This window comes from Paenibacillus sp. EB106-04-04-XG159 (assembly GCF_058791835.1).
Genome location: NZ_JBYTDY010000009.1, coordinates 113,941 through 133,680 on the forward strand (window position 1 = coordinate 113,941; position 19,740 = coordinate 133,680).

General features: G+C 44.9%; 16 protein-coding genes. 11 read left to right on the forward strand and 5 right to left on the reverse strand.

Features of this window, described 5'->3' with window-relative positions:
- Nucleotides 1–26: 26 nt before the first annotated feature.
- Entirely contained in the window at nucleotides 27–785 is a 759-nt protein-coding gene (pdaA, locus tag AC3WTP_RS12975) for a delta-lactam-biosynthetic de-N-acetylase (protein WP_492395134.1), read from the reverse strand.
- A 195-nt stretch (nucleotides 786–980) separates the two neighbouring features.
- Here pdaA and pepF point away from each other — a divergent pair, with 195 nt between their 5' ends.
- From pepF to AC3WTP_RS13000, 5 genes are all read left to right on the forward strand, one after another.
- The gene (pepF, locus tag AC3WTP_RS12980; protein WP_492395038.1) at nucleotides 981–2,783 is read left to right on the forward strand and encodes an oligoendopeptidase F; all 1,803 of its coding nucleotides are present in this window, start codon (nucleotides 981–983) and stop codon (nucleotides 2,781–2,783) included.
- 1,324 nt (nucleotides 2,784–4,107) lie between these two features.
- Nucleotides 4,108–6,435 (forward strand): ATP-dependent DNA helicase, encoded by a 2,328-nt coding sequence (locus AC3WTP_RS12985; protein ID WP_492395039.1) that lies wholly within the window; start codon nucleotides 4,108–4,110, stop codon nucleotides 6,433–6,435.
- A 70-nt stretch (nucleotides 6,436–6,505) separates the two neighbouring features.
- Nucleotides 6,506–7,111 carry a pentapeptide repeat-containing protein gene (locus AC3WTP_RS12990; RefSeq protein WP_492395040.1) on the forward strand — a complete coding sequence of 202 codons (606 nt, stop codon included), beginning with the start codon at nucleotides 6,506–6,508 and terminating at the stop codon, nucleotides 7,109–7,111.
- 45 nt (nucleotides 7,112–7,156) lie between these two features.
- Nucleotides 7,157–8,104: a D-2-hydroxyacid dehydrogenase gene (locus AC3WTP_RS12995; RefSeq protein ID WP_492395041.1), complete on the forward strand. Its 948-nt coding sequence runs from the start codon at nucleotides 7,157–7,159 to the stop codon at nucleotides 8,102–8,104.
- Between the two features lie 82 nt (nucleotides 8,105–8,186).
- Nucleotides 8,187–8,831 (forward strand): nitrite reductase, encoded by a 645-nt coding sequence (locus AC3WTP_RS13000; protein WP_492395042.1) that lies wholly within the window; start codon nucleotides 8,187–8,189, stop codon nucleotides 8,829–8,831.
- Between the two features lie 85 nt (nucleotides 8,832–8,916).
- Here the strand turns inward: AC3WTP_RS13000 and yxiS are convergent, their stop codons facing one another.
- Entirely contained in the window at nucleotides 8,917–9,222 is a 306-nt protein-coding gene (gene yxiS, locus AC3WTP_RS13005; protein ID WP_458568061.1) for a protein YxiS, read from the reverse strand.
- 63 nt (nucleotides 9,223–9,285) lie between these two features.
- On the opposite strand from yxiS, the gene infC reads away from it, so the two are divergent.
- Together infC and aspA are read left to right on the forward strand one after the other, a co-directional pair.
- A complete protein-coding gene (infC, locus tag AC3WTP_RS13010; protein WP_492395043.1) occupies nucleotides 9,286–9,759 on the forward strand; it encodes a translation initiation factor IF-3 in 474 nt (157 codons plus the stop codon).
- 566 nt (nucleotides 9,760–10,325) lie between these two features.
- Nucleotides 10,326–11,750: an aspartate ammonia-lyase gene (gene aspA / locus AC3WTP_RS13015; RefSeq protein WP_492395044.1), complete on the forward strand. Its 1,425-nt coding sequence runs from the start codon at nucleotides 10,326–10,328 to the stop codon at nucleotides 11,748–11,750.
- 68 nt (nucleotides 11,751–11,818) lie between these two features.
- Here the strand turns inward: aspA and AC3WTP_RS13020 are convergent, their stop codons facing one another.
- Nucleotides 11,819–12,667 (reverse strand): alpha/beta hydrolase family protein, encoded by an 849-nt coding sequence (locus AC3WTP_RS13020; RefSeq protein ID WP_492395045.1) that lies wholly within the window; start codon nucleotides 12,665–12,667, stop codon nucleotides 11,819–11,821.
- Nucleotides 12,668–12,846: 179 nt separating this feature from the next.
- On the opposite strand from AC3WTP_RS13020, the gene AC3WTP_RS13025 reads away from it, so the two are divergent.
- Together AC3WTP_RS13025 and AC3WTP_RS13030 are read left to right on the forward strand one after the other, a co-directional pair.
- A complete protein-coding gene (locus AC3WTP_RS13025) occupies nucleotides 12,847–13,680 on the forward strand; it encodes a sugar phosphate isomerase/epimerase family protein (protein WP_492395046.1) in 834 nt (277 codons plus the stop codon).
- Nucleotides 13,681–14,027: 347 nt separating this feature from the next.
- Nucleotides 14,028–14,450 (forward strand): helix-turn-helix domain-containing protein, encoded by a 423-nt coding sequence (locus AC3WTP_RS13030; protein ID WP_492395047.1) that lies wholly within the window; start codon nucleotides 14,028–14,030, stop codon nucleotides 14,448–14,450.
- Between the two features lie 473 nt (nucleotides 14,451–14,923).
- Here the strand turns inward: AC3WTP_RS13030 and AC3WTP_RS13035 are convergent, their stop codons facing one another.
- A complete protein-coding gene (locus tag AC3WTP_RS13035; protein WP_492395048.1) occupies nucleotides 14,924–15,376 on the reverse strand; it encodes a hypothetical protein in 453 nt (150 codons plus the stop codon).
- A gap of 305 nt (nucleotides 15,377–15,681) precedes the next feature.
- Between AC3WTP_RS13035 and lepB the strand changes: the two genes are divergently transcribed.
- Nucleotides 15,682–16,344: a signal peptidase I gene (lepB, locus tag AC3WTP_RS13040; RefSeq protein WP_492395049.1), complete on the forward strand. Its 663-nt coding sequence runs from the start codon at nucleotides 15,682–15,684 to the stop codon at nucleotides 16,342–16,344.
- Between the two features lie 534 nt (nucleotides 16,345–16,878).
- Here lepB and AC3WTP_RS13045 read toward each other — a convergent pair.
- Nucleotides 16,879–17,967: a DUF1648 domain-containing protein gene (locus tag AC3WTP_RS13045; RefSeq protein ID WP_492395050.1), complete on the reverse strand. Its 1,089-nt coding sequence runs from the start codon at nucleotides 17,965–17,967 to the stop codon at nucleotides 16,879–16,881.
- A 601-nt stretch (nucleotides 17,968–18,568) separates the two neighbouring features.
- Here AC3WTP_RS13045 and AC3WTP_RS13050 point away from each other — a divergent pair.
- Entirely contained in the window at nucleotides 18,569–19,735 is a 1,167-nt protein-coding gene (locus AC3WTP_RS13050) for a purple acid phosphatase family protein (RefSeq protein WP_492395051.1), read from the forward strand.
- The last annotated feature ends 5 nt before the right edge of the window (nucleotides 19,736–19,740 follow it).

Sequence of the window (19,740 nt, forward strand, 5' to 3'; positions counted from 1 at the left end):
TCCGTTTTCTTGGTTTGAACTTCATTTTAAGGAGTGGATGGAGTTAATTGATGACCAGCAGACAGTTGATCTAGAGATGCGAACTCATAGCCCTGCTTATGCGCTTCATCAATGATGGCTCCGAGAGCGAGCGTATTATCCTTCGAGATGGAGTGAAGCAGAATGACCGCGCCGGGATGAAACTGTGCTGTCACGTTATCGTATGCGTATCTCCAGCCTTTCTGGTCATGAACATCCCAATCCTTGTAAGCTAAGGACCAGAATACATTCGTATACCCGAGCTTGCTGCTGACATCAAGCGTTCGCGCACTGAATATTCCTCGCGGCGGACGCAAGTATCTCATCTGCTTCTGTCCAGTAATCTGTGAAACTTCAGCGGATACTTTATCTAATTCCTCTTTCATTCGCTCATCAGAAACGGTCGTCATATCCGGATGACTCCAGGAATGGTTGCCGATCAGATGTCCCTCTGACTTCATCCGTTTCAGCAGGTCATGCTGCGTCTTGGCATAGTGGCCTGTTACGAAAAAGATAGCAGGCACTTTCTTATCCCTTAACGTGTCCAGGATCGAGGAGGTGAAGCCATTTTCATATCCATTGTCAAATGTAAGAAACAGTGTCTTCTGCTGATTGTCCCCCATAAAGACGGCGCCGTATTTCTGGATAATCGGCTTAAAGCCTTCTTCATCAATGGAGGGAAGCTGACCATTGCGGCTTTTCTTGAAGCCGAAGTGATATGTACCCCCGTTCGCGTCTGTTGGCTGGACTCCTGTTACCATCGTCATCGCAATGATAAGAGTTATAGTTAGAATTATTCGTTTCATCTGGTGTTCTCCTTGGCTGCTGTATAATCTCGACAGCATGAATATCATGGTTATTGTGGTCATTCATGCACGATTTTATGTAGTATAGGTTGTCCTTATTGGCCATTTCCGATTATGATAGAAGTTGGTTAAATCAGGAAGAGAGGGGATGTTCACATGTCACAACGCTTGCTTCGTTCTGAAGTGCCGCTTGAGGCGACTTGGCGATTAGAGGATCTGTTTGAACATGAAACCGCGTGGCGTCAAGAAATGGAGTCGATATTGGCTGATCTAGTCACCGTTACTTGCTACAAAGGTAAACTGTACGAAGGACCAACCACCTTGCTCAGCTGTCTGGAAGCGATGGAAGTTATTCAACAGAGAGCGATGATCTGCTCCGCTTACTCCAGATTGAAGATATCGGAGGACAGCACAAATGCGACTAATCAAGCAAACAACAGCCGCGCTCTGGATATGACTTCAAGCATATCGACGGCAGTGTCCTTTATTTCCGCAGAGATTAGCTCGATAAGCAACGATAATCTGAAGCAGTTTCAGTCAGATGAGCCTAAGCTCCGTGAATTCCAACCTTTCTTAGATCAGATCACGAACTCGAAGCCTTATCGTTTGAATTCGGAAACGGAAGCCGCGTTGGCGGCATTAGGCGGGGTGCTCGCTTCACCATACCAGATCTATCAGCAGACGAAGCTTGCGGATATGTCCTTCCAATCTGTTGTCGATCTTGAAGGCAATACACATCCTGTCTCTTTTGCGCTGTACGAGAATCGATACATACAATCGAAGGATACTTATTTGCGCAGGGCAGCTTTCAAATCGTTCGCGAATACGTTAAAGTCACATCAAAATGGCATTGCTGAAATGTACGCGACTGAAGTGAAGAAGCAGGTCGTGATGGCCAAGCTGCGCGGTTATGACAATGTCACTTCGATGCTTCTCCATCCGCAGCAGGTTACTCATGAGATGTATGAAGCGATATTAGATACGATCCAGACCGAATTAGCGCCTCATATGCGAAAATGGGCAAAGCTTAAACAGCGTGTCCTCGGTCTCGATGAGCTTCGCTACAGCGACTTGAAGGCTCCGTTTGATCCGGAGTACGATCCAGAGATCTCGTTTGAGGATGCAGCTAAGACCGTGGAAGAATCGCTGCAGGTGATGGGTCCTGAGTACGCGGCGATCATGCGTGAAGCGTTCAGTGAACGCTGGATCGACTATGCCGACAATATCGGCAAGTCGACAGGCGCGTTCTGTTCGTCCATCTATGGCTCTCATTCCTACATCCTGATGACATGGACGAACAGCATGCGTGGTGCGTTCACCTTATCGCATGAGCTAGGGCATGCCGGGCACTTCATGCTGGCTGGACGCAACCAACGAATCACGAGCATGCGTCCGTCGCTGTTCTTCATCGAAGCGCCTTCGACGATGAACGAAATGCTGCTTGCGGATCACTTGTTCCGCAAATCCGAAGATCCGCGCATGCGCCGCTGGGTCATCTCACAATTGTTGAACACGTATTACCACAACTTCGTGACGCATCTACTGGAAGGCGAGCTGCAGCGCAGAGTATATGAGCTTGCCTCAAAAGGCGAGCCAATCACCGCCAAATTGCTGTCCCGCTTGAAAGGGGACATCTTAAGCGGCTTCTGGGGCGACTCGGCCATCATGGACGAGGGCGCTGAGCTGACTTGGATGCGTCAGCCGCACTACTACATGTCGCTGTATCCGTACACGTATGCAGCGGGATTGACCGCTTCGACAGCCTCGGCGAAGCGGATTCGCGAGCTAGGCCAGCCCGCGGTGGATCAGTGGCTGTCCGCGCTGAAGGCTGGCGGATCGCTACCGCCGCTCGAGCTGATGAAGCTCGCCGGCGTCGACATGACGGACGCGAGCAATATTCGCGCCGCGGTCGATTATGTGGGCGAGCTCGTGGACGAGCTGATCGCTCTGTACGAGTAGGACTAAGCACCGCACGGCTTCAGTTAGAGCCGTGCGGTGCTTTTCTATAACATGCCACTTGTGCAATGTGGCTATGCTGGCATTGCTTGTTGCCTGAAGCGGACCGTAGGGCCGCTATTTTGCAAAAAGTGAGCAACTTTGTGCGTTGAGCGGACCCAGAAGCCGTTATTTATTAAGAAACGGTCAGGAATTGGACGAATTACAATGAATAACGGCTCCTCGGTCCGCAAGAAGCACCAAAGTGAAGGATATCGGGCAAATAGCAGTCCCTGTGTCCTGATCGCTGCTGTACGCGGACCGTAGGGCCGCTATTTCGCAATAAGTGAGCAAATTTGTGCGTTTAGCGGACCCAGAAGCCGTTATTTATTAAGAAACGGTCAGGAATTAGGTGAATTACAATGAATAACGGATCCACGGTCCGCAAGAAGCGCTAAAGTGACGGAAATCGTGCAAATAGCGGCTCCTGTGTCCGGACCGCAGCCGCACGCGGACCGTAGGGCCGCTATTTCGCAAAAAGTGAGCAATTTTGTGCGTTGAGCGGACCCAGAGGCCGTTATTTATTAAGAAACGGTCAGGAATAGGGTGAATTACAATGAATAACGGCCCCTATGTCCGGATCGATACTTCACATTGGAGTAGTATACCATGTCACTAGCACATCGATGCTATGCTGGACACGTCACGCGGACTGTAGAGCCGCAATTTCGCAAAAAGTGAGCATTTTGGTGCGTTAAGCGAACCCAGAAGCCGTTATTTATTAAGAAACAGTCAGGAATTGGGTGAATTACAATGAATAAAGGCTCCTATGTCCGCAAGAAGCACCAAAGTGACGGATATCGGACAAATAGCAGCTCCTGTGTCCGGATCGCTTCGGCAAGCGGACCCAGAAGCTGTTATTTATTAAGAAACGGTCAAGAATAGGGTGAATTACAATGAATAACGGCTCCTCAGTCCGCAAGAAGCGCCAAAGTGACGGAAATCGGGCAAATAGCGTCTCCTGTGTCCGGATCGCTGCTGCACGCGGACCGTAGGGTCGCTATTTCGCAATAAGTGAGCAATTTTGTGCGTTGAGCGGACCCAGAAGCCGTTATTTAATCAGAATCGGTCAAGAATAGGGTGAATTACAATGAATAACGGCTCCAAGGTCCGCAAGAAGCACCAAAGTGACGGAAATCGGGCAAATAGCGGCTCCTGTGTCCGGACCACTGCCGCACACAGGAGCCGCGGCAGTATCCCAACAACAATCGCTCGCCGAAATGAACTCTTATCGTATATAATAAAGGAATAGAACCTTTGTTCTCATTTTACTGGGAGGATAAGTACATTGAAGACAGAGAAGGATCAGATCCGGCTTTCTGTTCGAGCGTTAGTTGAATATGTGTTCAGGGCAGGCAGCATAGATTCTGGGTTTCGCTCTGGAAATGCGCTAGTTGAAGGTACGAAAGCCCACCAGCAACTGCAGAAGACTTACCTCGATACAGATCAGAAAGAAGTATATGTGAAAGCGATTATTCCATATCGACATCTTACATATGTGATTGATGGCCGATGCGATGGCGTGCTGCTGTCTGAGCAGCCGATCGTCATCGATGAGATCAAGTCGACGATGCTGGAGCTCGAATCGATAACGGAGGATTCGTATCCCGTTCATTGGGCTCAGGCAACGTTATATGCTTATATGTACGCAGTAGAACATCAACAGGAACAGATGCAGGTGCAAGTAACCTATGTTCATACTGAAACAGGAACACAGCATAGATTCCGTAAAACCTATAGTTTTGCAGAGTTAACCGAATTCGTACAGGATGTCATCCAACGTCATGCTCCTTATGCCGAGCTGCTTCATCAGCATCAACTCACGATGGAACGGAGCATGAAGGAGTTGACCTTCCCATTTACGCGATATCGCGAAGGGCAGCGGAAACTTGCAGGTGCAGTGTACAAGACGATCTCTGAATCCAACAGCTTGTTTGCAATGGCTCCGACCGGCATCGGTAAAACGATGTCCACGATATTCCCGACACTCAAGGCGATGGGCGAGGGCCTCATTAAACGGATGTTCTACCTAACAGCCAAGACGATAACGAGAACAGCGGCAGAAGAGGCGCTATCTCTGCTTCAATCCAACGGCATGCGGGCACATGCTGTCACGATAACAGCCAAGGATAAGATCTGCTTCAAAGAAGAGACGATCTGCCAGAAGGATTACTGCGAATTCGCCAACGGCTATTATGACCGTTTGAATGGCGCAATCCTCGATATACTCGAGCATGAAACATTAATGTCGCGGACAGTGATCGAGCAATATGCACGCAAGCATCGGATCTGTCCGTTCGAGTTTGCACTCGACACCGCTTATGCTTCGGACATTATGATCGGCGACTACAACTACGTATTCGATCCTCGCGTATCGTTGAAGAGATTGCAGGATGAATCCAAGCGCAGCAGCGTGCTGCTTATTGATGAGGCGCATAATCTGGTGGACCGTGGTCGTGAAATGTTTTCCGCGACCGTTATCAAGTCGGCGTTCCTACAGTTAAAGCGAGCTTACAAGGAACTTAATCGCGGATTGTATGAGACTGCGCATGCTGTCAATCAATATATGATCGGAATTCGCAAGCGCTGCGAGCATGGGCAGCCTCAAGTGTGGAATGAACTGGAGCGCGATCTCATCCAACTGCTGGAAGCATTTGTGCTGAGCGCGGAGCAGGAAATGGCGAACGGCAATCGCAGCCAAGGAGCCGGAAGCGGACAAGTCGAGGATGACACAATCGAACAGGCTCGGTCGCTGCTGCTGGATACCTATTTTACGGCACAATCGTTTATACGAATCTCCGAATGGTATGATGAGCGCTATGTGACGTATGCTGAGCTAGCCAAGAATGATGTTGTTGTAAAGCTATTCTGCGTAGATCCATCGAATGCGCTGGCACAGATGCGAGCGGGCTATCGCTCAAGCATATTCTTCTCAGCAACGCTGTCGCCGCTGCATTATTATCGCGATATGCTTGGCGCAAGCGAGGAGAATTACACCGTGACGATCCCTTCACCATTTTCCAAAGAACAGCTGGATGTTCGGATCATCCCGTTATCCACCCGATATAAGGATCGCGAGCAGACGAGGGATGCCTTAGTTCGATTGATTGCAGACCTTGCGCAAGAGCAGCCGGGGAACTATCTCGTATTCTTTCCGTCATATCAATATTTGCAAGATGTATATACGCAGTTTGTTGCACAGAACGAGAGTATACATACGATTGTTCAAGAGACAGGTATGAGTGAAGAAGCAAGAGAAGGGTTTCTAAATGCTTTCCAGGCGAATCGATCACAGACGCTGATTGGTTTTACCGTGCTTGGCGGAATATTTTCAGAAGGAATTGACTTAGTTGGCGATCGTTTGAATCGGGTCATCGTCGTAGGTGTGGGCTTGCCGCAGCTGTGTCTGGAACGGGACATTATGAAGCAGCATTTCATTAACGATGGTAAAAATGGCTACGATTATGCCTATGTCTATCCAGGTATGAATAAGGTACTTCAAGCAGGAGGTCGATTGATCCGTTCTGAACAGGATTCGGGACTGCTCGTATTGGTGGATGACCGCTTTATGAATCATCCATATAACCATCTGCTGCCTCCAACATGGAAGGAATAGTGTGGATGAATATGGGGACGTTCGCATGATAGTATAGATGATAGAAATAGCAGTAGAGGAGATAACTCGCATGTATCAGTATATCGATCAGGAATATGTGAAAGTCGACTTTAGCAGAGCGGATCTGCGAGAGGGGGAATTGAAAGGCTGTGTCTTTCAAAGCTGCAGCTTTCGAGGTGCTTCACTGGATGAAGTCGATACGATCGGCTGTCAGTTTATCCAATGTGACTTCACTGGTGCGACGTTGAATGCTTCCCATCACACCAATTCGGCTTTCACGAACTGCATGTTCTCTGGTGCCAATCTGTTCGTTGCGAAGTTTCGAGAATGCAAAATGGTAGGCTCGGACTTCAGCAAAGCCCAACTTGACGGCATCACGATTGAGCGCGGCGACTGGTCGTATTCGAATCTTAGATTCGTAAACTTTAGCAAGCAGGACCTTCGTCATGTCAAGTTTGCTGAAGCTGATCTGTATGAGAGCAACTTGGAAAAGGCAGACTTGCGCGAGGCGGATCTAACGCGTGTTCAGTTGGGGAAAGCCCGTTTAGCAGGGGCAGATCTTCGAGGAGCAGTAGTGGATGGGCTGAACTTTAAAGCGATAGATCTAAAAGGTGTTCGCATCGATATGATGCAAGCAGCAGCGGTGGCGAGGTCTTATGGAGCTAAAGTAGAGTAACCTTATATGCAGTGCAATGATCTTATCGAATGGGGGAGTTAAGACATGGATATTGCAATTACCGTTCCATTGAAAGACGAGATGCTCCAGCGGCTGCAGGCTGACTATCCAGAGGTGTGCATCCACAAGTGCAAATCATTAGAAGACGCATCGGAAAGCGCGCTCCAGTCAGAGGTTCTAGTCGCATACAATTCACAGATGAAGGCTGAAACGCTAAACAGAATGCCCAATCTGCGTTGGATTCAAGCATTCAGTGCAGGTGTTGATAATCTTCCACTGCATGAATTGGAGGCCCAATACATAACGGTAACGACGTCTAGCGGAGCCCATAAGATTCCGATGGCAGAATTCGCGTTCGGACTTATGCTGCAGGAAGTGAAGAGCCTCATTCCATTGTACCAATCGCAGCAGCAAGCGCAATGGAATCGCAAGCAGACGTTCGGCGAGCTGGACAGCAAGACGGTTGCGATTCTCGGAACAGGTGCGATCGGTGAAGAGATCGCAAGGCGAGCTAAAGTGTTCGGCATGCAGACGATCGGTGTCAATCGTTCAGGTCGTATGGTAGAACACTTCGATATCATCTACACCCAACACGATACGGATCAGGCGTTGGCTGCGGCAGACTTTGTCATTGTTGTCGCGCCGTTGACTTCCGATACTCGTAACTGGTTGAATGAGAACACCATGCGCTGCATGAAGCCGGAGGCTGTGTTAATGAATCTGGGGCGCGGCGAATTGATCGATGAACAAGCACTTATACATTTGCTTCAAGAAAGAGCGATTAAGAAGGCTTATCTTGACGTATTTCAGATTGAGCCTCTTCCAGCAGATTCCCCCTTGTGGACATTAGACAACTGCATCGTGACACCACACATCTCTGCTATATCAGAACGTTATAATGAACGTTGTCTAAGCATCTTTATGCACAATCTAAACTGCTATCGGAAGCAGGAGACGATGATGAATATCGTCGAAGCAGAGAGAGGCTATTAATTAGGTATCATTTCTTGACAACTTCTTCAAAGTCTCCGAATATACATATAGGGGGTATAAGTATATTACGGGAGGCGGCATGATGGATAATACGATTCGATTTGCTGTGGCACCAACCTTGCAAGAGGGCGGCGTTATGCTAACTTCAGCACAATTAGCTGTATTAGCTGAAATAGCAGGACCAGAAGCGACTATGGAGATGACTTCATTTCACCAATTATATGTTGAGATGCCAGGCTCATCCCTTGATGATATTACACCGCGATTGGAAGCTGTCGGTCTGGAAGTTTATCCTGTTGGATTCGTTACGAAGAGCTTGATCGCCTGTCATTTCTGCAGGGGGGCAGAAGAGTCAGGACTCGATACGGCACAAGCGATTAATCAAGTAATCGCAGGGATACCGACTCCATATCCGATGAAGATTGGATACGCAGGCTGTCCGATTGCAACGAGTGAGCCGCTCTTGAAGGATATTGGGATCGTGAAGATGCGCGATACGTTTGATATCTATATTGGAGGAGAAGCGAAGACGATCAAGGAAATGCGAATTGCGGAGCTGTTCAGAAGCAATGTTACGGCAAATGAGCTGCTGACATTGATTCCAAGCATGATTCAAGCGTATGCGGAGCATGCGAAGAATAAGGAGCGATTCCACCGATTCCTGAAGCGCAACACGTTGGAGCAGTATAAAGAATGGGTACAAGAATGCTTACTACGAGCTTCATAATGGCCTACTCAGTACAATAATAAACAAGACGCCCTACAGCTGTATGCGATACGGGCGTCATATGAGCATAGAAGTTGATATTCAGTTAGCTTTTTGGTTTGCGTTTTGCGATTTCCTCGGTAACGACGAATGCCAGATCTTCATTTCCAAATAAAGAAAGAACGCCAAGCAGTGTCTCATCAGGGATGAGGCCTGCTTCTTCTTTGGATACGGTCAACTCGATGCCTTGCTGAAGCGGGTAGTTATCTTTTTGCTTGGGATATGCGCGCTGATAGAGTTCTACTGGATCCAGATCGTTATTTACACACCATTGTGCAAATACGAGAATCATCATCTGCTCATCACGCTGATAGTTTTCGATTACGATATCTTCCATTTCTTTTTGGTTCATTGATTATTCTCCTATCAGAAGGTAATATGGTCTCATTATATCGAAGATGAGGAGCTATACACAATGATCATGAACGAGAAGATAAAGGCGTACGAGGTTCAATTGGCAGGCTTAGATGGTGAGGACCTCGGAATCGTGCCTACAGCTGAGGCGCTTGCGATGGCCAAGAAGCTGAAGGTGGATCTCGTGTGTACTTCACTGATGAGCAGTCCTCCGCCATGCAGGTTGATCGGTGCGGGAGCAGCCAAGCAGGAGAAGCAGCAAGCGAGTAAACGAGAGCGTCCGATGAAATGTAAAGAAATTCGGATGACCCCGCATATTGAAGAACATGATTATGAGACCAAGAAGCTGCAAGCTGAGCGCATCCTTCGCTCTGGTGACGCTGTTCAACTCGTTGTACGAGTCACAGGTAAAGAAGGGGAGAAGGGAAAGAAATTGATCGAGGAGCTGCTGCAGGACTTAGCCCAGGTAGGGCGCAAAGAAACAGGGATTCAAATAAGCGGCAAGCAGGTTGCTGTACAAGTAAACCCGATCTAGTACAACCTTCTCATAAGGGTTCAAGATCAACATAATGAGTAGATGGAGTCGATATCTTACGTACTTAGTGGATATCGACTTTTTTAATACGCAGAGTGTGACTTCTGGTTCTCATATTCGTGCAAACTATTAACTGTGAGCATATGAATATAATGACATCTACCCCAAAAGAAGTGTAAATTATCCTGTAATTGTAGTCATGAGATTTGGTAAAGGATGTGGATTTTTGAGAGGAGGAGGTGTAATATAAAGGGCGGTTGAGATATCGCTAACTCTAATAGAATTAATTCTGAAGGTGTAAATGTCTAATACATATCTGTCTGAGACGGTTTAAAAAGAAAGCGCTATCTTACTAGCAATTGCCTTATAGGTAATGCAAGGCATTACGTTAGGAGGACATCGTGTGCAGCTGAACTCGGTTTAGGATCTAAATAGTTAAAATATTTGCATTTCAATAGATATAGGTGGTAAACACTGGTATAATGAAGTTGCTCCAATCCATTTGTTGTATGACATGATAGAGAATTCTTATGACACCAACTACTTAGTGAAGGAAAGGGATTCTAATGATCAAACATCAAACTCGAACTGAGAAAGACTTTTTGGGGGAAAAGGAAGTCCCGTTCGATGCGTATTACGGTATTCAAACACTGCGAGCTGTTGAAAACTTCCCGATAACAGGCAGCCGCATGAATGAGGAATTGATACGTGGCTTAGCTGTTGTGAAGAAAGCGGCAGCGCTGGCTAACCTGGAAGTAAAGCAGCTGCAAGCCGAAATGTGCCAGGCTATTGTGCAAGCAGCTGACGAGATTATTGCAGGTGAGTGGCATGACCAATTCATAGTAGATCCGATCCAAGGCGGAGCCGGAACGTCGATGAACATGAACAGTAATGAAGTCATTGCAAACCGAGCTTTGGAGCTTCTCGGCAAAGACAAAGGGGATTACGGCAGCTTAAGCCCTAATAACCATGTCAACCGTTCGCAATCTACGAATGACGCATTCCCAACTGCTATTCATATTTCAGTATTAACGTTAATAGATAAATTGTTGATTACGATGAAAGAGCTTCAGCAATCTTTCGATAAGAAGGCTGAGGAGTTTAACCATGTCATCAAGATGGGCCGTACTCATCTGCAGGATGCAGTGCCTGTTCGACTCGGTCAATCCTTTGAGGCGTACAGCAGAATGCTTGGCCGTGATATGAAACGTATCGAGCAGACGAAGCAGCATCTATATGAAGTGAACATGGGTGCAACTGCAGTAGGCACTGGCTTGAATGCAGATCCGCGATACATTAAGCGAGTGGTTGAACTGCTGGCTGAGCACAGCGGTTTCCCGTTGGTAGGGGCAGAGCATCTTGTTGATGCAACGCAGAATACAGATGCTTATACGGAAGTGTCTGCTTCACTGAAAGTTTGTATGATGAACATGTCCAAGGTGGCAAATGACCTGCGTCTGCTTGCTTCGGGGCCGCGTACGGGCTTTGGCGAGATTCGTCTTCCAGCTCGTCAGCCTGGCTCCTCCATTATGCCGGGTAAAGTAAATCCGGTTATGTGTGAAGTCGTGAACCAGGTTGCGTTCCAAGTTATCGGCAACGATCATACGATCTGCTTGGCTTCAGAAGCGGGACAGCTTGAGCTTAATGTAATGGAGCCTGTACTCGTATACAACCTGCTGCAATCCTTGAGTATGATGAGCAACGTATTCAAAGTGTTCAAGACTCATGCGCTTGACGGAATTGAAGCAAATGTAGAACGCTGCCGCGCTTATGTGGAGAACAGCGTCGGCATCATTACTGCGCTGAGTCCGCATTTGGGTTATGAAGTGTCCTCTCGTATCGCTCGTGAAGCGACAGAGAACGGCAAGACTGTCCGTGAATTGTGCTTGATGTACAACGTACTGACAGAAGAGGAGCTGGATACGATTCTTGATCCTTATGAAATGACGAAGCCTGGAATCGCAGGTGCAGCATTGTTTGACCGCGAATAGCCCTCATATATAATGGATAAAGCCCGTCCGTAGTTAAGCTCTCAAGGCATAACCGCTGGCGGGCTTTTTTATTCACGAATCCAATCATACATATGCGCTATTGCTACCTTATGAATATCCGCAGGAAAATGGTGCCCATACCCCTCATACGTGTGCATCACCACGTCGCGGCCAAGCTCCTGCAGCTTCGCATGCATATCCCGCCCGTGCCCATAATCAACCAGCACATCATCCCTGCCGTGGATGATCAGCACGGGGCAGTGAATATGCTCAGCCAGCTGCAGCGGCGAACGCGCGGCATACGCCTCCGCGTTCTTGGCGGGGCTGCCGTGCAGCACGCGCTTCAGCATGCGGCGCAGATCGACGCGCTCCTCATACGTGCGCGCAAGGTTCGAGACGCCGCTCCACAGCACTAAACGTGTGATCTGCGGCAGCTGAGCTGCTGCTTGCGCGGCATTGATCGCGCCGCGCGAGAAGCCCATTACCGCGATGCGCGCTTCGTCCGTGAACGGAAGCTGCTGAAGCAGGCGGATGGCAGAGCGCACATCCTCTTGATCAGCGCCTCCGAACTCATCGCGGCCTTCGCCGCCTTCATTGCCGCGGTAGGACGGCGCGAACACGATATGGCCGTGCTGAGCGAAGCGCTCCAGCCAGTTCGTCTTCACGCTGCCAACTTTGCCAATTCCGCCGCGGCAGTACAGCATAATAGGCCATGTATCCTTCATTTCAGGATACAGCCTGGCCTGGTTCACGCGTTTACGATTGCGAGCCAGCAAAGTGACGGGTAAGTCAGAGCACCCATAATACTTCTCGATCCAGGTTTGTATATCGGTAGGATTAAGCTCGTATCCTGCTGGCAGCGCTAAGTATCCCTTAACGCGGAGCCCGTCCGATAAATAAGTTATATGATATATCATGAGGCATTCTTCCTCTTGTCTGTCATCTTAGACGACTTATTAGATGTAGATAATGGAAATGAACGTGTTCAACCATAATTATAGCTCATAAGCGTCGACATATAGTAAAATGACCTTAATTCCAATTGTCATACATATTTCGATCATCATTAATAATGTACCGAAAGGGTAGGTGGAACATGCTTAGAGGATTAACGAGAGCGGGAATCGGAAATATCGGTTCTGATGAGAACTTTATTCGTCTGGCGGCGCAATATGGCTTTGGTGCAGTCGATATCGACACTAAAGCATTTATCGATCAAGTAGGCTTGAACCGAGCGAAGGAGCTTCTAGCGGAGCATCAGATGAAGATTGGCTCCATCGGTTTATCTGTGGAATGGAGAACGACTGACGAACAATTCCGATCAGGCTTAAAGAAGCTTGAGCAGGAAGCTGAAGCGGCGGCACAGCTTGGCTGTACGAGCTGTTGTACATACATCCTGCCGTCAACAGATCAGAAGGCAGCTAGCTTCATGGCGGCTGCGATCAATCGTTTTCGAATGATTGCAGACATATTGGACGCGCATGGCGTGCGCTTGGGCTTGGAGTTTGTCGGACCGCACCATTTGCGTACAACCTGGAGTAATCCGTTCATATGGACGGTGGACGAAACCTTAGAAATGATCGAGGCCATTAACAAGTCCAATGTAGGCTTGCTCATAGATGCGTATCATTGCCATACAACCGGCTTCGGGGCAGCGGACATCTTAAAGTTGAAGCCGCATCAGATCGTTCATGCGCATATTAATGATGCACGCGATCTGCCGGTTGAGCAGCTGCTTGATAATGACCGCCTATATCCTGGCGAGGGCATAATCGATCTGCGCGGCTTTGTAAACAGCCTGCAGGAAATTGGCTACACGGGCGCTGTATCGCAGGAAATATTGACACCTGAGCAGCCAACTGCTCCAAGTGAAGAACTGCTAGCCCGTTCACAGGCTGGATTCGATAAGGTAATGCCGAAACAGAAGTAAATAAAGAGTCGGAAGAAGCGCTGAGAGGATCAGCGCTTTTTTTGTAGTAGGCTCTGTATTACTTTTCCAGAATAAAATCATCGATTAAAACGCTAACTTCATTTAGTGTTTTATACTGTTCATATTTTGTTAGATTATAGCTATGATAGATGTTTGCATTTGCTCCGACTAGCGAATTAACATAATCTACTTTGTCATTTTGATGGTCAAGTGCCGTTTCTAAATCTAGTAGCACTTCATTTTGCTGTAAATCAACCATAAGTAATAATAATTCAACCTCTAACTTCTTCTATAAACAATAAGTAGTTGTTAAAGTATAATTAACTAATGAAATAGGGGGAGATTTCATGAACAGTAATTATTCAAAGATATTAAGTTCTAAAATTGCACATCTTAGAAAACTTCAAGGATTAACCCAAGAGGAGTTAGCGCAGCTTCTTGGAGTTTCAATTCAAGCAGTATCGAAATGGGAGAATAATATTTGGTGCCCAGATATATCGCTTTTGCCACGAATTGCATATATTTTCAATGTAAGTATAGATGAACTATTCGGTAAAAACATAGAAAAGGAAGTTACATATAGCTTGATATCCGATTTGTTTTGGTACGACGATGACAAATATAGAATAGCATTATTTTGTGGAAAAAAATTAATTAATCATGAACTATATGAATGTAAGGAAGGAAGCAATACTTTTACATTCAAATTTTTTGGGGATAATTATGATTTAATTGGTTCTTGTAAGATTGATTGTAAAGAAAAATACTGAATCTATATCTTACGTTTTATATGTTTTTTTAATTCCGACAAATTTATAGTGGGGTATTTATAATCTGAGGGCCTGAATTGATATATTGAAGGATAACTCTTTTTTCATTTCTATATTTTCTTGATATAACAAAAATAAGCACACAATAAAAATAACATCTAAACCAATTGAAATTGAAATCATGAGTTTCCCATTACTAATCGACATATCAGAAGTCCACTTTAATTCTGCGTTTGGAATAGCTTCACGTTTTGTACCACTCTTGTATCCCCATACTGTTGTTGCTTTAAGATTTACTTATTCATTGATCGCGAGTGACATTAACGGGTTCCGTTTTGAGGTGGAAAATATTGAAACGATGTTAAAATTGACAAGTGTTTTGACAGTGGTCTGATACAAAAAAAGGGTGGCATTTGCCACCCTTTTACTAATTTCACGCCAATTTCAAAGAGGCGGTAAGTTGAAAGAAGTTGTTATATTTTTATTAATCGTACTTTACTTTTCTTAATAACTACGTCAACAAGAATGGAAAAGTGTAAAAACAACATGGAAGCAGGAATACTTAACCACAAAACTTGAAATAAAGCAGGTCTATCTCCGAAACTTCCTCTAGAAATTATTAACATTAGCACGAATGTAGAGAGTTCCCCTCCAATAATATAAAAAAAGACAAACATTAGATACTTAACTAATACATTGATTGGTTTGAATTGTTTTACAAATTTTTCAATTAACAATGCAATAGGTATACCAAAACAAATAAACAGAGGAGTTAGAAAAAGTATACCTCCAGCCATCAGAGAAGGATAAGAATAATAATAATGATCCTCCAGGCGTTCGCTTATGGGCGTATAATCAATTGCAGAAGCAACGGCGACAAAAATTATACTTGAAACTACTGCTACAATAATTTTTTTTAAAACCAACCTTACACCTCATTTCGCACTTCTCATTCACTCTTCTTTGTTTAGATTGTTATCTCCAATGCCATGATACTTGTAGATAGAGACATTATTAACCCCGTATAGTTGTATCATCTTATCTGTTAGTTTAATAATAAACGTTAATTTCCTTTATTTCAAATATTACTACAAATATTTCTTTCTATTTGAAATAATGGGATGTAATGTAAATGTGTAAATTATAACTTAGTACACAGCAACTATGTGAAGTTTGAATTGTATATATCTACTAGTATCAAGGCATGAGAACTGGAGAAAGGGGATTAATCATGCGGCTAAAGATGATATTTAGTATGTTATTTGTTTTAATGATGGTGGGTTGTGAAGAACAAAGTATTGTCGACCCTACGACTCAAGAGTCGCCAGCGATCTTCGAGAAGAAAAAGGACTCCATTATTATTCAAAACAATAACGATGGCATGCACCGTCGCAACTTAGAATACGACTCACGGGAGAATGGGAATCTTGTTGTTGATCCGAATTATTACATTCAAAATGAATTTAAACGTGGTGAAGTGGTTTATTACAAAACACCTGTAATTGATAAGAGCAAATATCCAAATTTGAATCCCTCTGAACAAAATATTTCACGAGTGATCGCACTTTCTGGAGAGGTTGTAGAAATTAAAAAAGGTCAGATTTATGTAGATGGGAAAAAGTTAGATGCGTTTTATGGAAAGGTTTCGAGTTGGGGAATGGATGAAGCAGAATACTTTAAGAATGTTAATCAACCAGGCTCAGCCGTGTGTAATGAAACCTGTCAGAAAAACATGAAGGAATATTTCAACATGGATATGAGAGAACTCAAAGTACCTGATAATCATTTATTTGTGTTGGGTGATACTGCTTGGAGAAGTATTGACAGTCTGACCTACGGTGCTCTTCCTATCAATAACGTTATAGGTAAAGTTGAGGGATATGAAAAGAAATAATTAGTTACTTTCAATGAATATGGTTCTTATTTGGCTAATTTTTCTCAATGAAGAAAGGGTGGCATATGCCACCCTATTTTGTCTCAAATGTTTGACTATTGAACTGTCAATTTTAAAGCTGTTTAACTCATTTCCACCTCAAAACGGAACCCGTTACCTTTTCTATAGGTCGTCTTTTCTTCCGTTAGTTAATTCTAATCCAGTTACCGCCATTTGCATAACGAGCGCCAGAGATGTAGCCTTGAACGTTAATTAATCTGATTTTCCCATCTGTAAAAGTATACTCAAGGAAGGGAAGGGGAGTTTTAATATCCGCCGTCAAACTTTCAACGACCTAACTAATACGCTTCTTCAACGCGCCAGAAGACCTTATCTATTATAATATAGCTTAGTGGTAAAATACGGTATAGTGAGTGTTGCGCAATAAGAACGATTCTATGATCGGAAGAGAGGATATAAGATGCTGGAAATAGTAAAGGGTCCTTATTTGTTGAAAGCTAGAATACTCCGGTGAGTACTAACCTCCAAGCCTTGTTACCACACCACAACTAACAGTACAATAATTCCGAGCCAAATCAGCCAGATTACTGGGTGACCGAAATTTAATCCCCAGCCGACTCCGAACCTTTTCTCGACGATTAGGTTTGGATCCTTGCGATTGAAATAAATCATACCTAATAGCCATTTATCATCATCATGAACAGGTCTGACATTGGAGCAATCGGCAGACCGCTCCAAGCGGCTTCCGCCCTGACCAGCCCAGAACGATAAGGCGAAGGCGTATAAGATGATAAAGGCTATTATGATTAGGATAATGGGGATAGCGAAATTGATGTTAAGCAGAGATATCATATTTAGTTGCACGACGGAAAACAGGATAACTATTAAGAAGCTTGCTGTAATCATAAAACATGACCAAGTACGGCGGAAAGTTACGTCTTGTCTGGTGGAACGGTTAGGATCAGTGGGTTGAAGCTGCTGCTTCACTCTGAGAATACTCCAATTCTCAAATATGAACAAAAGTGTTATGAACACTTGGATTATCGTAGGCATAAACACAGAACTATAAGATTTAGCTGCATAGCGGTCTACGTTCCAACTGCTGTTGTAATGGATCGGAATCTGATCAGGAATCAGATCGTAGTTGCGTAGCACAGTTACAATACTAACAACAATAATTAAAACATGAATGAGGAACCAATTACTAGACAAGCCAATGTTTCTTTTCCGAAATCCAGTGTCCACTGCCATGATCGATGGTTCCGGAGCAATAGGCAGCATAGGTAGTAAACTTTTCATTTTGAAATGATAGCTAATGTTTATGACTAGGGAGATTACGACCATGGCGAGTGAATAAGTGACAATGATCCAACTTTGTTGCTTGGAATGTTCATCACCGTATATTAGACAGATGATACAAACAATGAATAGGATGGTATGCAAGGTAGCACTAATCCTAGCATATGACTTCCGCATCTGGCGCAGAGGCTCACTGCGGAATTGTACAGCGCTGACGGTGACCCCAAAACTAATCGTCTCTCTTGTTAAATAAGGCATGCTCACCATGAGTACAATGGTAGGTACAAATACAAAGATCATTACTATAACAGGCATTATCGTCATATCATTCGCCTCCTCTTATACATAAGTGTGTATTCGAAAACTCTATAATCCTTATAGCATAGGCGATTCATCACTATGCCTTTTTGCGTATGATTATCCTATTAACATAGGATAGGTAATCGACTTGAACGTAAATTTAATTATAATCGATTTTATTTATACTCTGACGCAGTAATCCGCGCCATTGCAGATACGAGGCGAGCATTTCGCCCAATTTTGCTACTGCTGGTTATCCCACCCTTCATCCGAAATCCTGTCTATCGTTTCGTGGCTAAGCATCGAAAAAAAATTGGGATAACGAAAACCTGTCCTTTACCTACACAGAATTTCAAACAGATGTACTTGCCATAATTCAGTTGTCAGATGAGTAGCTCTGCGTAGCAAAAAGATCTGAATAAATGTTAATTTCACCCTTGTAGTCACTAAATCGTGTTGTGTGGTGCAAACGATTTTACAGTAAAGGCGTCCTTTTTCCTATTCATTTTTGTATTTTATTGGTTAATCAACAGGCGTGCTATTATAATATAGCTTAGTGGTAAAATACGGTATAGTGAGTGTTGCGCAATAAGAACGATTCTATGATCGGAAGAGAGGACATGAGATGCTGAAAATAGTAAAGGGTCCCTATCTACAATGGCCGACTGAACATTCGATGACTATGATGTGGGAGACCTCTTCGCCATCGTCATCAAGAGTTGACATCCTGCTCGCAGAGCGTATCCATAGCGGTCATCAAGGCAATTACAAACGGCCGGAAACTATTGTTCACTCAGTATGTCAGCAAGATTATTCGATGATTCATCAAGTGACCGTGACCGACCTGGAGCCAAGCACGATCTATTTTTATCAAGTATATTCCGAGAATGAACAGGGAACGGTGGGATCTTCACCGATTCCGTTTAAAACATCAGTTCGAGCAGGAGAGCCGTTCTCCTTCACAGTGACGAGTGAAACAGGCGGCTATAGCGGCTTTGACACTACTGACGGAGCGATTAACCAGCGAATATTTGCGCTCATGCAAAAATATCGACCTGATCTAGCCTTGTTTATCGGAGACATTGTGAATGACGGAAGGAATTATGAGGATTGGGATAAGTATTTCTTTGCACCCGGCAAGGATTTCTTGAGAAGTACGCCGAGCTACAGCTGCCTCGGGAATCATGAAGCGGACGGTTCTTGGTATTATGATTATTTTGCAGTTGCTCCGCCAAAGAATTACTATTCCTTTGATTATGGTGATGTTCATTTCCTATGTCTGGACAGTACGGACTTTATTCCGCCTGACCATTATCCGTACAGCAACGGCGAGATCGGATCAGGTAATCCGCAATATGATTTCTTAGTTCATGACTTGCAATCTACTTCTGCAAAATGGAAAATCGTCTACTTTCACTATCCTCCGTATGTATCTGGCGGATATCAGGTGGAGGCCTTACGGCAATTATGTCCTGTGCTTGAGGAGTATGGCGTTGATCTTGTGTTCAACTCTCATACGATTGTATACGAAAGAAGCCATCCCATTTACGAAGACAAGATTGATTATGATAAAGGAATCGTGTACATAGTCGCAGGCGGTGCGGGTGCAATGCCAGAATGGCTGCTGCCTAAGCGAGAATGGCATACATCGCAATCGTTGGCGGTGCCGCATTTTTTACAAGTCGTAGTTACTGCTGATCGTATTGAGATTCGTGCGATTGATGAAGAAGGACGGTTATTTGATAGGTGGGGAATGCAGAAAGACTCTAGCGGGAAAAAGGTTTATTTTTAGATGGA

Bases quoted from the DNA above. Each gene is read 5' to 3' on its own strand.
- yxiS (WP_458568061.1), bottom strand. From the start codon at position 9,222: ATGAACCAAAAAGAAATGGAAGATATCGTAATCGAAAACTATCAGCGT.
- aspA (WP_492395044.1), top strand. From the start codon at position 10,326: ATGATCAAACATCAAACTCGAACTGAGAAAGACTTTTTGGGGGAAAAG.
- AC3WTP_RS12995 (WP_492395041.1), top strand. From the start codon at position 7,157: ATGGATATTGCAATTACCGTTCCATTGAAAGACGAGATGCTCCAGCGG.
- lepB (WP_492395049.1), top strand. From the start codon at position 15,682: ATGCGGCTAAAGATGATATTTAGTATGTTATTTGTTTTAATGATGGTG.
- AC3WTP_RS12990 (WP_492395040.1), top strand. From the start codon at position 6,506: ATGTATCAGTATATCGATCAGGAATATGTGAAAGTCGACTTTAGCAGA.
- AC3WTP_RS13025 (WP_492395046.1), top strand. From the start codon at position 12,847: ATGCTTAGAGGATTAACGAGAGCGGGAATCGGAAATATCGGTTCTGAT.
- pepF (WP_492395038.1), top strand. From the start codon at position 981: ATGTCACAACGCTTGCTTCGTTCTGAAGTGCCGCTTGAGGCGACTTGG.
- infC (WP_492395043.1), top strand. From the start codon at position 9,286: ATGATCATGAACGAGAAGATAAAGGCGTACGAGGTTCAATTGGCAGGC.
- pdaA (WP_492395134.1), bottom strand. From the start codon at position 785: ATGACGATGGTAACAGGAGTCCAGCCAACAGACGCGAACGGGGGTACA.
- AC3WTP_RS13020 (WP_492395045.1), bottom strand. From the start codon at position 12,667: ATGATATATCATATAACTTATTTATCGGACGGGCTCCGCGTTAAGGGA.
- AC3WTP_RS13000 (WP_492395042.1), top strand. From the start codon at position 8,187: ATGGATAATACGATTCGATTTGCTGTGGCACCAACCTTGCAAGAGGGC.
- AC3WTP_RS13045 (WP_492395050.1), bottom strand. From the start codon at position 17,967: ATGACGATAATGCCTGTTATAGTAATGATCTTTGTATTTGTACCTACC.
- AC3WTP_RS13030 (WP_492395047.1), top strand. From the start codon at position 14,028: ATGAACAGTAATTATTCAAAGATATTAAGTTCTAAAATTGCACATCTT.
- AC3WTP_RS13050 (WP_492395051.1), top strand. From the start codon at position 18,569: ATGCTGAAAATAGTAAAGGGTCCCTATCTACAATGGCCGACTGAACAT.